This window comes from Intestinimonas sp. RTP31139st1_F5_RTP31139_211217 (assembly GCF_040226735.1).
Lineage (GTDB): Bacteria > Bacillota > Clostridia > Oscillospirales > Oscillospiraceae > Intestinimonas > Intestinimonas butyriciproducens.
The window spans coordinates 59,377-73,477 of sequence record NZ_JBCOAQ010000004.1; the positions used below are offsets into that span (position 1 = coordinate 59,377).

Here is a 14,101-nt window from a genome sequence, read left to right on the forward strand (position 1 = left end):
GCGCCGGCTTTTCTTCTGTTGCCTATCATACTCCCTTTGATTTCTATTTGCAAGTATTAGTTTGACTATTTGAAAGGATTTTGCAAAAAATTTGCATGTTTTGTTTATCTCATCTTTCCCTTATGGTCCTTACCCGAATTTTTCCGGCGGAACGCACAGTTTATATTGCTTTTTGATTATCTATACCTTACAATATGTAATAAGGTTACCAAATCTGAACGCTTTTTGCAGGAGGCGGCCATGAGAAGCAGTACATTTGATCAGATCGACCAGCAGATTCTGGACCTGCTGATCGAAAATTCCCGCATCTCCCTCATCGATATTTCAGAGCAGGTGGGACTCTCCCGTGTCGCGGTCAAAAACCGGATCGACGCACTGGAAAAGAGCGGCGTCATCGAACAGTACACCGTCATCCTGAATCCGGAGAAGGTGGGACGGAACGTCTCCGTATTCTTTGACATCCAGGTAACGCCCTCCGCGCTCCACCAGGTGGCTGATGCGCTGATCGCCGAAGAGGCGGTCACCGACGTGTACCTGATGACCGGCGCCAGCAAGCTCCACGTCCACGCCGTGCTGGAGATGAACCAGGACCTGGAGCACTTTGTGCTGGAGAAGCTCTATCCTCTGCCCGGAATAGAGCGCGTCAGCAGCGACCTGATCGTCTCCCGGATCAAGACCCGCAAAGGGATCCGGGTCTAACACACCGCCGGAAGGGGAGGACTCTTCATGGAATTCATATCCGGTATCGTCTGGAGGAATCTCAACAAGGCAACCTTTGATACGCTCAACAACCGGTCCCCGGGGCAATACGACATCCGCCTGGGCTCCGCCGATTACAGCGCCTTCTTTGACGGCCTGCCCCGCGAGAACGCCACCAATATAGGCGGTTTCAGCCTGACCGTTCCCCTCACCTCTTTTCCCACCGCCGATACGGGCGCATCCACTCCGCTGGTCGTGCGCTATATGGGCAACGACTCCAGCCGCAGGGACTGGAACATCCCCAGCCAGCGCAGCGCCACGGCCTATTCCCTCTGGCGGCCGGACCGCAGGCTGCCCGACGCCCCGTCAGACAAGAGCTTTCTGGTCCTCTTGAAAACATATTCCGGCAAGTATTACGGACGGCTGATCCTGGCCCGGGAACTTGATTATCTGCCTGAGGACCTGAAGGATCTCCTGCTCTCCAACGAGCGGGGCTGTCGGATGCTGGCTACAGCCTCTCCCCAGGCCCTCGATCTCTATCTGACCCTGCTGCGGGAGTACAATGTCCTGCTCTATGGCCCGCCCGGCACCGGAAAGACCTTTCTCATGCAGGAGGTCAAGCGTCTGTTCGAACGGGACGGCGCGCTGTGGACCTTCCAGGATACCTTGGAGTACGGCTCCTCCGAGGCACCCATGATCTCCGCGGTGGACCCGACCCAGGCGGGGCATTCCAGGACCATCTGGACCACCATCCATCAGAGCTATTCCTATGAGGAATTCATTCTGGGGGTGACGACCGCCTCCGACAGCCATACGCTTCTCAAGATCACTCCACGGCCCGGTATCCTGCTGGAACTCACCGAGTTTGCCCGTCAGCCCGGCTGCCGCTCCCTGCTCCTGGCCGACGAGATCAACCGCGGCAATGTCTCCAGACTGTTCGGAGAATTCATCACCTGTATGGAGCCGGACAAGCGGCTGGACGAGGACGGCGGCGAGACCCCCACCACGGTCTCCGTTCGCCTTCCCTACCTTCAGGAGGGGGAGGTGCTCCCCGTTCCGGCCCCCGGCACGCCTCTGGTTTTCCACAACCCCATGCGGATGCCCAAGCACGTATACACTCTGGCCAGCATGAACTCTGTGGACAGCTCCACCAATCCTCTGGACAGTGCGCTGGGGCGGCGCTTCTTCCGCTATGAGGTCCGCCCGGACGCCGCGCTGCTCTCCGCACATCTGGGCGTCAGCGCCGGAGACCGCCGCTTCACCCCCGGCGCGGTTGCCTCCGACCCCGTGGCCATCAAGCGTCTGGCCTTTCTCTTCTGGTCCTTCCTCAATGAGAAGATTGCCCTCTTTGCAGGCTGCGACTATCAGCTCGGGCACTCCTATCTGTGGCCCCTCGCCTCCGCCGAGACCGGGGCGCAGGCCCTGACCGCCTTTTCCAGCGCGGTGCGGCACAAGCTGATCCCCCAGCTCCGGGAAATCTTTTCCGCCCGACCCGAGCAGCTCATTCATCTGCTCCAGCTCAGAAAGCCCTCCCCCATCCGGCTCCTGGAGCCCGACGCGCTGGACGAGGAGCTAGGGGCTTCCGCCGCCATTTTGTGGGACGGTCTCTTTTCCTGTTCCGATGCAAGTCTCTCGGAATGGGTCCTGCGCCTCCTCATGGAGCATGGGGCCGCCGAGCCGTCTCCCGCGGGCGGCGCTTGAGGCGCGTCATGGTCCAGATCACAGTTTGGGAGCACCAGGATTTTCTCTGGCCCGCCTCGGACAGAGACGCAGCCCTCCGTCTGCCGGGAATCGTCTCCACCAAAAACAAGGAACTGAAGCGGGCGCTCCGCCTGTCCCGGGACCCCATCTCCCTGAGGCAGGGATCGGGGGGCCTCCTTCTCCGGTTTGCCGGTGTTGCCGGCATCCTGAACCTCGTGGGCTATGAGTTTGAGATTATCCCCAAATTTTCCTTCCGGCAGTCGGCCTCCTGGCAGAGCGGCTTTTTCCATATGCTCAGCATCGCCGAGTACGGGCACATCAGCTTTGAGCGGAGCCGGCACATGGGGCGTGGCGCGCTGAGCTTCTGCGACCACATCGCCCTGGCCTTTCTGGAGTCCGTAGAGTCGGCGCTGCAAAAGGGGCCCATCTGCGCCTATCGCGCCGCCGTTTCTCAGGGGCGCTATCTGAGGGGCCGCCTCCTTCTGCCGGAACAGATGCGCATGCTGCTCACGCATCCGGGCGAGGTCGTCTCCGAGCACGACGTTTTTTCTCCGGACAACGCCTTTCAATATCTGCTCTTTTGGAGCGCCGCCTGGCTGGCCCGCCATGTCCGCAGCCAGGTCCTGCGCCGCCGGCTGGAGCGGGTCGTCTCCCTTCTGCCCAAGCCGGAGCACCATTACAGGCTCCCGGTCCACGCCGCGCTTCCGGCCCAGTACAGCCGCTACCGGGCCGCCCTTGAAATCGGCAACCTCATCGCAGGCGGGGCCTCCGCAGTCCTCCAAGATCAGGGCTCCTCCGGCTACGGCTTTCTTTTCAACACAGAGCGGACCTATGAGAAATTTCTGGAGCGGATGCTCCAGCGCATTGCCCGGCGGCACACAGACTGGTCCGTCACGGCCCAGCGCACCGCGGCGCTCGGCCATCCGGAGGGCGCCGGCTCCGTGCTGTTTACCCGCCCGGACAACACGCTTACGATCCAGGAGATGGTCACAGCCCTGATCGACGCCAAGTACAAGTGTGATCTCGCCGGACATGGCCCTCTGCGTCAGCCCCGATCCGGGGATTACTACCAGATGCTTGCCTCTCTCATTGCCCACGGTTGCGCCCAGGCTCTGCTGGTCGTCCCCAGCGAGGGGGACCTTGGCGGAGAGCCGCCTCTTCTGACCTGGACCACGGCGTCCGGGGAAACCATCTGGCGGGTGGGACTGCTGCGCTGGGACATCTCCGATCTGGGTACAAAGTCCGCCCTTCTTGCCGCCCAGAACGCGCTGGAAGCACAGTTGCTGGCCTTTCTTTTCTAGGTCCGGGCCGCAGCGGCACGCCCCGAATCGCATACAGCGCGCTGCTCCTCAGGCCAGCCCTGGGGGCAGATAAAAGCGGCGGTCCGTCCGGGACCGCCGCTCTCTTTTTTGCTGCCCGCAGCCACACGGGCGGGATGGGCATGGTCTATGTCTCATAGGCCACCGTTCCCAGTTCCTCATATCGGGCCGCCCGTTCCCGCAGGTCCCGGACAGGCCCCGTACAGTCCTCTATGGATACTCCCGCTCTCCGATACAGCTCCACCACATCTCTGGTGTCGTCCGGTGCGCGCCGCTCCAGATAGGCCAGCAGCAGCTTGTCCCGGGTCACATAGCAGCCCGTGCTCACCCCGCCATATTTCCGGTCGCCGGGCAGGCCCTTCCGGGGATTGTCCAGGGAGGGAAAGGCGTATAGGATCAGGGCCAGCTCTTCGGGGCTCAAACCGAAGAGCTCCGCAGCCCTACAGTCGATCCGCAGCCGCAGCTCCTCCTGCGCCTCGGGCGGCAGGGGTCTCCCCGGCTCCGCCGGACCGCCCTCCGGGCAAACACCGGGCAACAGGCCGGGCAGGGCCTCCATTCCGGCATTTTGCAACAGAAGTCGGGCAGCGTCCCGAATCAGCTCCCTGGCTGCCTCCCCGTCAGGGGAGAGGCGCGGGAACGGCACGTTGGCCCAGTGGAAAAAATTCAGCGTAGTGGTCATCCGCTTCCGAATCAGCCAGTCCACCACAAAGGAATTCGCTAGGGCGACCCAGAGCAGCGGCAGCCGGATATCCTCCCGATCAAACCGGCATACCGGCACTTTGTTGCCGCAGACGCAGTGGGGCGGGATCAGGGCGGCCAGGACGGTGCGCACATTGTGCTGCCCCGTCACATCGCAGAAGCAGGCGCGGAAATGGGAGAGATCCACCGGGACCTGGCTCTCCTTCATATAAAACTGCGGCGTGACCGGCGCCCCCGGTCGGGGATTGCGCTCCCATTTGGCCGTCCGTCCGCTGCCGGACCGATACCGCTTGCGGGAGCAGTCATACTGGTGTACCATCCGCCCCTCAAATACCGGGACATACTGCGCTCTCTGCGCGCCGCGCTTGCGCAGGAATGCCTCCCGGGGCAGAAACTGCTCCTTGTCCCCGGTCATATCCACCTCCCGGAGGAATGAAACGTTCCAGCCATCCTCCACCCGCTCCCCCAGGCGCGGGAACACGCCGCACAGGCGCTCCATCAGAGCCGCCTCCGCGGGAGACTTGCACTCGGGTATGGTCAGAAAGTCACCGCTGTAGCGCCGGAGAAAAGGCATGGAATAGGAGACCCCGTCCTGTCTGTCGGTCCGGAGCTCCTCCGGATCTTTGACGTCGAAGCGTGCACCGCATACCGCGTCTCCCACCGCCCCTTTGCGATACAAAAAGGCGACAAATTTAAAGGAGGGGTGGATGGGAAACAGCTTCCGGCTGTTGATGATGCCGGTCAGCCGGGAAAAGCAGCCGTGTTCCAGATACAGGCGCCGCAGGCCGCTGGCGCTCTCGGACAGATAAAAGGCCGCGGGCACCACCAGCCCTACCACGCCGTCTCCCTTGGCGATCTGGAAGGCCAGCTCCACAAAAAATTTGTAGAAGTCGTCGTCGCCGCCCACCGTCTTCCCGTTGATCTCGCAGCGCTGGTGGACATAGAGCCCGCGGCCCTTGAGCTGCCGGAGATAGCCGCTGGTGTCCAGATAGTACTGCCGCCAGTTTGCCTGAAGGCGCTGGTCCTTCTCGATATACGTTCTCTTGGCCTGGCCCTGCGGCAGGGCGGCCAATGTCCCCGCATCGTTCAGGAGAAAACTGTTGACATTGGTCTTGATCTTGCCCCAGGGCGGATTTCCGATCACAATATCAAAGCCCTGTTCCGTCCCGGCACCCCCGAACACCTCCGGAAAGAGATGACTCCAGCCCGTAAGATCCCGGTTTTCCTCCGTCTCCCGGTCCGGCGGGACCAGCAGCAGGCTGTCGGCGGCCAGAAGGCGGCTCCGCAGCTCCGGAAATGCCTCGTCCCCCTGGAGCTCGGTGAGCCAGAGGGTAAACATGGCAATATCCACCGCCACCGGGTTTTTATCGATCCCGTAGATACATCCGCACAGGACCCGCCTCCTGATCTCCGCAGGGGCGAGCTCGCTTTTTGCGGCGATGAGCCCGGAGAGCTGATCGACCATTTCGGTCAGGAAAAAACCCGCCCCCATGGCGGGATCGATGATCCGCAGGCCGAAAAGCGCCTCCGCGCTCCGGTCCTGATAGCCCTCCAGCGCCGCAGAGACCAAAAAGGCGACGATGGACCGGTCCGTGAAATACACTCCGTCGGTCTTTTTGTTCATGCTGTTGACCACGTCGGCCTTCCCATCCTCCAGCAGGAGGTGCTTGTCCATCAGCTCCTCGAAGAGGGCCCCCGCATGCCGGATATCCATCCAGCGCAGGCCTTCATGCTCTGTGATCTGTTCCTGCACCATGTCCAGCACGGCCATATCCAGGCCGGCGTCCGGCCCCACCCCCCACGCCAGTGTGAACAGCTTCCGAAAACAGCCGCTCGCCCGCATCGCTTCCCAAAAGGCGGGGAATTGCTCCCGCAGGGAGAACGGGGCCCCTGTCCCTGTCCGGGCCGCGCCCCACCAGCACTTGCATAGCAGCGTTTCAAACAGCCGCGTCAGCGCCCGGTCGAAGGCCCGGTCTGCCGCCTTGCCCTCCAGGTTCGAAAACCGCTCCTGGAAGAGCCGGGCAAGGGCGCGCTTCCAATCGTCGCAGAGCGCGCTGATCCGCTCCCTGTCGTTCCTGCTTACTCTCTCCATATCAATGTGCTCCCCCGTCCCTTGTCAGCGCCGCCCGCCGCTCCCGCAGATCTGCCAGATAAAGCCGCTCTGTCAGCGGCGGTTTTCTTGACACTGCGGAATTGCTCTTATAGCGTTTGTACGGGACCTCCCAATACCTCGTCTCCCCAAACCGGGCCATAATCGAGCGGATCTCCTCGTGGGGGATCTGTCCGTCGCTGTTGTAGCTCAGGAAAAAGTATTGGCAGCGGGCCCGCTCCAGCAGCTCCTCCAGGGCCTTGCCCGCGGAGCGCCGGTAACAGTAGCGGGAGGAGTGTTCCTTCCAGTTCCGCAATCCGGTCTTACCGCCGATCTCCGGCCGGTCGTTCCGCGCGATGGTCTCCAGGATGTGATAATACGCGCTGTACTGCCGCTTGGTATACGGCGGATCGGCGTAGATGATGGGGGCCTCCACCCGCCCGACCAGCTCGTTGGCGTCACAGTTCCAGACGGTATGGCCCCCGCCTCCCGCCGTGAAGCGGCGGGGTGTGAGCCAGAGCGGCTGCCGGGCCTTCGGCTTCCAGAACTTGATATAGCACCCATAGGTCCCCGCAATATTGCTCACCGCGCTCACTGCAAAGAGCAGGTCGGCGATGAGAAGCGCCTCTTCCCGCTCCTCCAGAAGTCCGGACCACTCCGCGATGGTCTCCCGGACGTCGTCGATCTTCCGCGCGTTTTCCCGGGTAAAGTACATCCTCTCATACTCGCACTGCTCCAGGGAGGCCGGTGAATAGTTCCCGTAAATGAACCCCTCCCGCCCCTCCAGGCGGTTGAGGTAGGCCAGCACCCGCTCATAGGGCGAGCGGGTGCTCTCGCCTGCAAAAATTTCCGGCGCCGCCTCCCTCAACCCCCGGAATTCCGGCGCCCCGTCGTTGAGCAGGATCGCCTTTGTCATCACGGCGCAGCAGGTGAGAAAATCGTTGGCCGTCACCCGACAGCCGTGGGACTTGAAGCAGCGGCTGACCGCCCCCGCCCCGCAAAACAGGTCCACCAACCCCACCGGCCCCGGAAGTCCGGCGGTCTCCTCGCTGATATGCGTGTAGAGAAAGGGCAGAAGCTGCTCCTTGTTCCCCAGAAAGTCAATCCCCATGCGCGTCAAACGGCTCCTTTTCTGTCGGGCTGCTCTGCTCCAGCGGGTCCCGGCCGCGGATATACCGCTCCGCGGTCCGAAGGAACCATTCTTTCAGCGTCACGTCGTCCTGCCCCAACTTCAAATACAGCTGCCGCTTCAGTGCAGGGTCGATCTCCAGTACGATCCGTCCGGATTTTCCGCGCGCCAAGGCGACCACCTCTCCTCCACGATATAACATATATAATATATATAACATAGATCGCCGGCCCGGTCAACCGCCCTTTGGCACACAAAACAGGCGCGGCCCACGCTCCCTTCCGGAGCAAAAGCCGCGCCTGCTTCCTTCTGCTGTCAACCCCGCTTGGGATGCCGCGTCACGTTTCTGCGCCGACGCGCGCCTCCTCGCCCTTCCAGCGCAGAATCTCCACGGCGCCCCTGTCTCGGTCCACCCGGACCCCAGTCTCCGGTGTGGATGCCCTCAGTGGGATCCTGGCCGAGATCAGTGACGCCGGGGCAGTGGGGCACCACGCAGCCCAGGTCGATCTTTGCAGCCCCGCGACAACCAGACCGCCGTTCTGTTCGATGATGCCCGTATAGCCGTAGCGCACAGCCAGGTCCTTGATGGACTGCGGCACAAGGGCCCAGGACGGTATCCCATCCCGGACCTTTTTCCCCCACCGGGCAGGCCGCGTATTCCACCTGATCGATGGGATAATGAGGACAGCCCAATATGACAAAGTCCATATCCGCGTTACCCCAGACAGGTAACACTTTGGATACCGTATCCACAATTTTGTCACCCTTACGAGGTGACATTGGGTAACACCATTTTCTGATTACTCCTCACAAGTTTATAATTTCTGCCTGTTTGGGCTGCTTTATCCACCTTTTTGCATCCTATTCACGCATATAAAACTTGGCACTCGATTTGCTTGTATACAGAGACAGCCAGAGTCAATTCTCCGCGATGAAAGAGAGGAGAGGAAAAGGATGTACGAAACACTCGTCTATAAAAAGGAAGCGGGACTCGGTATCATCACACTCAATCAGCCGAACGTTTTGAACGCCTTGAACGCCAAGGCCTATGAGGAGCTCTATGAGGTCGCGGAGCTGGCCGATCAGGATGATGGTATACAGGTCCTGATCTTCCACGGCGCTGGGCGGGGCTTTTGTGCCGGTGACAATATCACCGATGGAGATCTTCTGAAAAAGAGAACCTCTATGGGCGCCTATCAATATATTCTGGGCCTACAGAGAGTCTTCAACCGCATCGAGTCGATCAAAAAACCCGTCATCGCGGCGATCCACGGCGCTGCCTGCGGAGGAGGGCTGGAGCTTGCGCTAGTCTGTGATATCCGTATTGCCGCTGAGAGTGCCAGACTAGGGCTTCCCGAACTGAAACTGGGTGCGCTCCCCTGCATCGGCGGGACTCAGCGTCTGCCGCGGCTTATCGGCACGGCAAAAACCAAGGAACTTCTCTTTACGGGAAAACTTCTTCCCGCTGTTGAGGCGGAGCGCCTGGGCATCATAAATCAGGTGGTTCCGGATGGCCGGGAGCTGGAGGAGGCCGTCTCCATGGCCAATGTCATCAAGGAGCGGAGCAGCCTTGCGCTCCACATGGCCAAGGCGGCCGTAGACCAAGGCAGAAATCATGATCTGTACACCGCCCTGGAGATCGAGGCCAGAAATGATGCCATGCTGTTCGACACAGCGGACTTTCGGGAGGGGATGCTGGCCTTTTCGGAAAAACGTCCGCCCGTTTTCCGCGGCAGATAAGCTGCAAGGGGCCTGTGGCCACAGGAGAAAATAAGTCCTGAAGATGAGAGGAGGCGCGGGTTTTATGATGCACAAGCCTTTGCTGGGTGTAAAAATCGTCGATCTCTCCATGTATGTGGCCGGTCCGGCGGCCGCCCGCATGATGGGAGAGTGGGGTGCCGACGTCATTAAGGTGGAGCCGCTGAAGGGAGACAATAACCGCCCCGCGGGCCGGATGATGGGGATGCCCATTGATGACTCCAATAACCCCCACAACGAAGTGTTCAATGCAAACAAGAGGAGCCTTGCCCTGGACCTGAAGCAGAGCGAGGGCAAGGCGATTCTGGAAAGGCTGCTTTCGGAGTCCAATGTATTTCTCACCAATTTCCGCACCAGAGCACTGGAAAAGCTGGGACTGGACTACGAATCCGTTTCTGCGCGGCACCCCCACATCATCTGGTGCCAGGTCACTGGATTCGGGACGGAAGGCCCCCAGGCCAATGATCCCGGATTCGACACCGTGGCTTTCTGGGCCAGGAGCGGCGCCATGGGAGATTTGCCAGAAAAAGACACCGCGCCCATCCCGCCGCTCATCGCATTCGGAGACATGCTCACCTCCGAGACCGTTTGCGCCGGCGTCGGTGCGGCGCTCTATCAGCAGGCCAGGACCGGCAGGGGCGAAAAAGTAATGGTCTCACTGTACAGCAATGCTATCTGGGCCTTGGGCGTAGGGGTACAGTCGACTCAATACGGCGACGAGTACCCAAAGACCCGGAAAAATGCAGTTTCCCCGCTGGTCAACTCCTACCGCTGTGCCGACGGCGTGTGGATCTATATGTGTGTAATCGACCATGAGCGTTATTATAACGCCGTGATGCGTGCCATCGACCGGGAGGACCTGGTGGACCACCCCCTATACAGTGATCTGGCGGCATGCAAGCCGGTCACCCCGGAATTGATCCGTGTCATTGAGGAGGGGTTCCAGCGGTACGATCACCAAGAAATGCACCGCCGCCTGACGGAGGCGGATGTGGCCCACTCCTATATTGACAAGATCAAAGACATCATCCACGACGCGCAGGCGTTGGAGAACCACTATGTCTATCCATACACCATGCGGGACGGGAGCACCTGCATCGGACCGGCCACCCCCATTAAATTCGGAACGGTGGAGGATCCCGAGCATCGTCTTTCCCCTCTCGTCGGTGAGCATACTGTGGAGATCCTGCTGGAGTATGGGTACAGCCGTGAAGAAATCGACGCGCTGCTCGCGCGCAAGGTCGTCGGCGTCTATGCCAAGGAATAATCCTCTCCATTTCCAGAAAAGGCCAAGTTGAGACAGCGCACCTTCTGTGATATGCTTACTGCGACTTACATGCAGAAGGGAGGGGCGTGCCCGCTCCAATTCAGGCGGGTACGAAGACCACAATGACGGACCGCATTACGATGGAGAATCACCGCCGCAATCACGAAGGGGGCTGGCAGCTATTCCAGGATCCGGCGCTGAGGGACTCCTGGGGCGACTGCAAGAAGCGGGCCATGGTTCCAGATATTTCGGCCCCTTATCTCTGTGGGGAACAGGAGTTCTTCTCCATCAAAGAGAATACCAAAAAGCTCTACGCTTATTCCAACCGTCTCATCAACAGCATCTACCACTGGTCCGTCCGCCCACTTGCCTATGTGATGGTAGATGGGCACGGCTTTATTCTGAAGCTGTACTGCGGGGAGGAGATCCGGGGCTGGCTGGAGGAGCGCGGGATCCGGGAGCGGTGCAGCCTGTCGGAGGAACACGCGGGAACCACAGCCTTTTCCCTGGGCATCAAATATAAGAGACCATTTCGCACCACTGGAAGCGAGCACTATCTGTCCAAATTCATTGATATGACGATGTATTTCGCCCCCTGTGTTCTGGAGGACAATTCCAGGGAGCGCTTTGGCGAGCTGGAGCTTCTGGGGGGCATTGGCATCATTACACCGCGGACGGACCGCTTCGAAGATTACCTGGCCACAGTCATTACCATGTGCAAAGAGGTTTGTCTCCATTTGGACATGGTGAATACCTTTTACAATTTTTATATGAGCGAGACCATGGGATACATCTGTGTGGATATCGACGAGCGGACGCGCAGGCCCTATTGTCTGTATCACAACTCCAATATTTTCAATGTGCTCGGAATCCCTTTCAGCGACCTGTGCTTCAAAAGTCTGAGCACTGTCTTTGACCCGCTGCCTGCCAACCGGGAATTTTGGCAGGTGCTGAGCAGCAACGAATATTTACATAACGCCAGCATCTCTCTGAGTATCCAGGGTGTCACCCGACAGTATATCGTCTCTACCATGCCCTACCGACAGGTCAGCGTGGGATATGAGGGAATGCGCTTTTTTATTTCCAACAAGGAGCAGGTCAGTTCCTTTGTCTCCCGGCAAATCGGCAACAACGCCATTATGACTTTCGGGAACATCATTGGGCAGAGCCGCGAGATCAAGCAATCTATCCGATATGCCCGGAAATATGCCGAGTTCGACAACAATGTCCTCATCATGGGAGAGAGCGGAGTGGGCAAGGACATCTTTGCCCAGGCGATCCACAATGCCAGTTCCCGCAGGGACCGCCCCTTTATCGCGGTGAACTGCGCCACTTTCCCGCGGGATTTGATGGTGAGCGAGCTCTTCGGATACGAGCAGGGGGCGTTCACCGGCTCCAAGAAAAACGGGAATACCGGCAAACTGGAGCTGGCCAACACCGGCACCCTGTTTTTAGATGAAATCGGCACACTGCCTCTGGACCTACAGGCCATTTTGCTGCGGGTACTGGAGACAAAGCGCTTTATGAAATTGGGGGCCTCCAAGGAGACCTCCGTGGATGTCCGCATCATCGCAGCCACCAACGCCGACATTTTGGAGATGGTCTCCCAAAAGAGCTTCCGGGGCGATCTCTACTTTCGACTGTCGGCCTTTGTATTGAATATTCCGCCCCTGCGCAAACGGCGGGAAGATGTGGTACTCTTGGCCAATCACTTTATCAGCCGGGTCGCCAGGCGAATCCACATCACCCCTCCGCAAATCGCTGACGATGCAGTGATTTACTTGAGCCAGCTCCCATGGAAAGGAAATGTACGCGAGTTGCAGAACCTGATGGAGGGAATCGTCCAGATCTATTCGCCTTCGGTCATTACAGTCAATCACATTACGGATTATTTGAATGTGATCGGCGCGGTCCAACATCCCGCTTCCGAATTGGAGGAAGATGCGGAGCCGAAAGCGGCCTCACCACAGCCCGACGACACCTCCTCCCTCACCCGGGACGCCATCCTGCACGCACTGAAAGAGTGCAGGGGGAATAAATCCAGGGCGGCGGAATATCTGGGCGTATCCCGCAAAACGCTGTACAAGTGGATGAGGCGCCTCCAGGTACTGGGCTGACCCGGTCTCGGCGGGTCCCGCTATCACAGAGCCCCTCCTTTCCTTTTCTCCGGCTCACCACGAAGCAGTCCCGGGCGGCAGAAAGCGAGGGAAGAGCATGGACCCATGCACAACTGATACCAAAACATTGCTCAAACAATTAACCGCGCAGTATTACGACGATTTAAACCATGCCCACGAGCGAGGCCAGAAAGTGGTGTGGACCAACGGCCTGTTCCCCCAGGAATTTTTTGAGGCCATGGACATCCAAGTGGCCTATCCTGAAAATCTGGCCGCCACGCTGGGGGCAAAAAAAGGTGTCATGCCCTATCTGGAAAAATGTGAGGCGCTTGGTTATTCCAGCGACCTGTGCTCCTATACCCGTATCGGGCTGGGCTACATCGAGTCCTTCGACAGCGACATTCTGAACCTTCCACGTCCGGATATGATCTGCAACTGTACCAACATCTGCGGCCTGTGCGTCAAGTGGTTTGAGTGTACGGCAAAGCGGCTGGATGTGCCCTATGTCCTCATCGATACGCCTTACCAGACGGAATACGGCCCGACGGAAAACGATGTGGACTATATCGTATCCCAGTTTCAAGAGCTCATTCGCCAGTTGGAACTTCTCTGCGGAAGGCCATTCAACTACAAAAAGTTCCGCCAGGTCCTCGCCATCTCACGCCGGGTCGCAAAATCCTGGAAGAGGGCCACGGATTACGTCCAGCACAGCCCCAGCCCTCTGGACGGCTTTAATCTCTTCAACTATATGTTTTTGGCCGTAGTGGCCCGGGGCAAATCCTCCACAGCGGACTTTTACGACAGGCTTTCAGAGGAAATGGAGGAGTACCTCCGGGAGCACAAAAGCCAGTTCAAGGGTGAGCAGAAACACCGCATCATGTGGGAAGGTATCGCCTGTTGGCCTCATCTGGCGCAGAACTACAAGTGCCTCAAGGCAAACGACATGATCGTTGTAGGCGGCATGTATCCGGTGGAATGGTGTGTGGACTATGATCAGGATGATGTGCGCTCCCTCGCCCGGGCTTATGCTGCCCGCCCCCCCATCGGCAGTCTGACTCGGCAGACAGATATCCGGGCTCGGATCATGGAGGAGACCCGGTGCGACGGCGCGCTCTACCACGTGAATCGAAGCTGTAAGATCCTTACTTTTCTCCAGGCCGGCCTGCGCCGGGGGATATACGAGCGCAACCACAAGCCCTTCGCCACCTTTGACGGTGATCAGACCGATCCCACAACATTTTCCCCCGCCCAGTTTGAGACTCGAGTGCAAGCCCTGCGTGAAAACATGGAAGCGGCCAAAGCCGAGAGAGGGGGGCCCTGAGT

General features: G+C 59.4%; 11 protein-coding genes. 7 read left to right on the top strand and 4 right to left on the bottom strand.

Features of this window, described 5'->3' with window-relative positions; all coding sequences use genetic code 11:
* Positions 1–240 precede the first annotated feature (240 nt).
* From ABUA09_RS04885 to ABUA09_RS04895, 3 genes are read left to right on the top strand one after another with little or no spacing between them, the layout of a single operon-like run.
* A complete protein-coding gene (locus ABUA09_RS04885; RefSeq protein WP_033119336.1) occupies positions 241–699 on the top strand; it encodes an Lrp/AsnC family transcriptional regulator in 459 nt (152 codons plus the stop codon).
* Positions 700–726: 27 nt separating this feature from the next.
* Entirely contained in the window at positions 727–2,400 is a 1,674-nt protein-coding gene (locus tag ABUA09_RS04890; protein ID WP_195608405.1) for an AAA family ATPase, read from the top strand.
* 8 nt (positions 2,401–2,408) lie between these two features.
* Positions 2,409–3,701 (top strand): McrC family protein, encoded by a 1,293-nt coding sequence (locus ABUA09_RS04895; protein WP_195974226.1) that lies wholly within the window; start codon positions 2,409–2,411, stop codon positions 3,699–3,701.
* Positions 3,702–3,846: 145 nt separating this feature from the next.
* Here ABUA09_RS04895 and ABUA09_RS04900 read toward each other — a convergent pair whose 3' ends face one another.
* From ABUA09_RS04900 to ABUA09_RS04915, 4 genes are all read right to left on the bottom strand, one after another.
* Positions 3,847–6,510: an Eco57I restriction-modification methylase domain-containing protein gene (locus ABUA09_RS04900; RefSeq protein WP_279202916.1), complete on the bottom strand. Its 2,664-nt coding sequence runs from the start codon at positions 6,508–6,510 to the stop codon at positions 3,847–3,849.
* 1 nt (position 6,511) lies between these two features.
* Positions 6,512–7,618 carry a DNA adenine methylase gene (locus ABUA09_RS04905; protein ID WP_058118251.1) on the bottom strand — a complete coding sequence of 369 codons (1,107 nt, stop codon included), beginning with the start codon at positions 7,616–7,618 and terminating at the stop codon, positions 6,512–6,514.
* Positions 7,608–7,808: a hypothetical protein gene (locus ABUA09_RS04910; protein WP_033117393.1), complete on the bottom strand. Its 201-nt coding sequence runs from the start codon at positions 7,806–7,808 to the stop codon at positions 7,608–7,610. The genes ABUA09_RS04905 and ABUA09_RS04910 overlap by 11 nt, the downstream gene beginning before the upstream one ends.
* Before the next feature lie 166 nt (positions 7,809–7,974).
* Positions 7,975–8,337, bottom strand: coding sequence for a hypothetical protein (locus tag ABUA09_RS04915; protein ID WP_279204960.1), 363 nt, complete (start codon positions 8,335–8,337; stop codon positions 7,975–7,977).
* Between the two features lie 253 nt (positions 8,338–8,590).
* Here ABUA09_RS04915 and ABUA09_RS04920 point away from each other — a divergent pair, with 253 nt between their 5' ends.
* The 4 genes from ABUA09_RS04920 to ABUA09_RS04935 all read left to right on the top strand — a co-directional run bounded on the left by ABUA09_RS04920 (position 8,591) and on the right by ABUA09_RS04935 (position 14,099).
* Positions 8,591–9,376, top strand: a complete 786-nt coding sequence (locus tag ABUA09_RS04920) for an enoyl-CoA hydratase/isomerase family protein (RefSeq protein ID WP_058118253.1) — start codon at positions 8,591–8,593, stop codon at positions 9,374–9,376.
* Between the two features lie 64 nt (positions 9,377–9,440).
* On the top strand, positions 9,441–10,661 hold the full coding sequence (locus ABUA09_RS04925; RefSeq protein WP_197055533.1) for a CaiB/BaiF CoA transferase family protein: 1,221 nt from the start codon (positions 9,441–9,443) through the stop codon (positions 10,659–10,661).
* Positions 10,662–10,747: 86 nt separating this feature from the next.
* Complete coding sequence (locus ABUA09_RS04930; RefSeq protein WP_195608409.1) at positions 10,748–12,778, top strand: sigma 54-interacting transcriptional regulator; 2,031 nt, start codon at positions 10,748–10,750, stop codon at positions 12,776–12,778.
* Positions 12,779–12,875: 97 nt separating this feature from the next.
* Positions 12,876–14,099, top strand: a complete 1,224-nt coding sequence (locus tag ABUA09_RS04935; protein WP_195416888.1) for a 2-hydroxyacyl-CoA dehydratase subunit D — start codon at positions 12,876–12,878, stop codon at positions 14,097–14,099.
* Positions 14,100–14,101 lie beyond the last annotated feature (2 nt).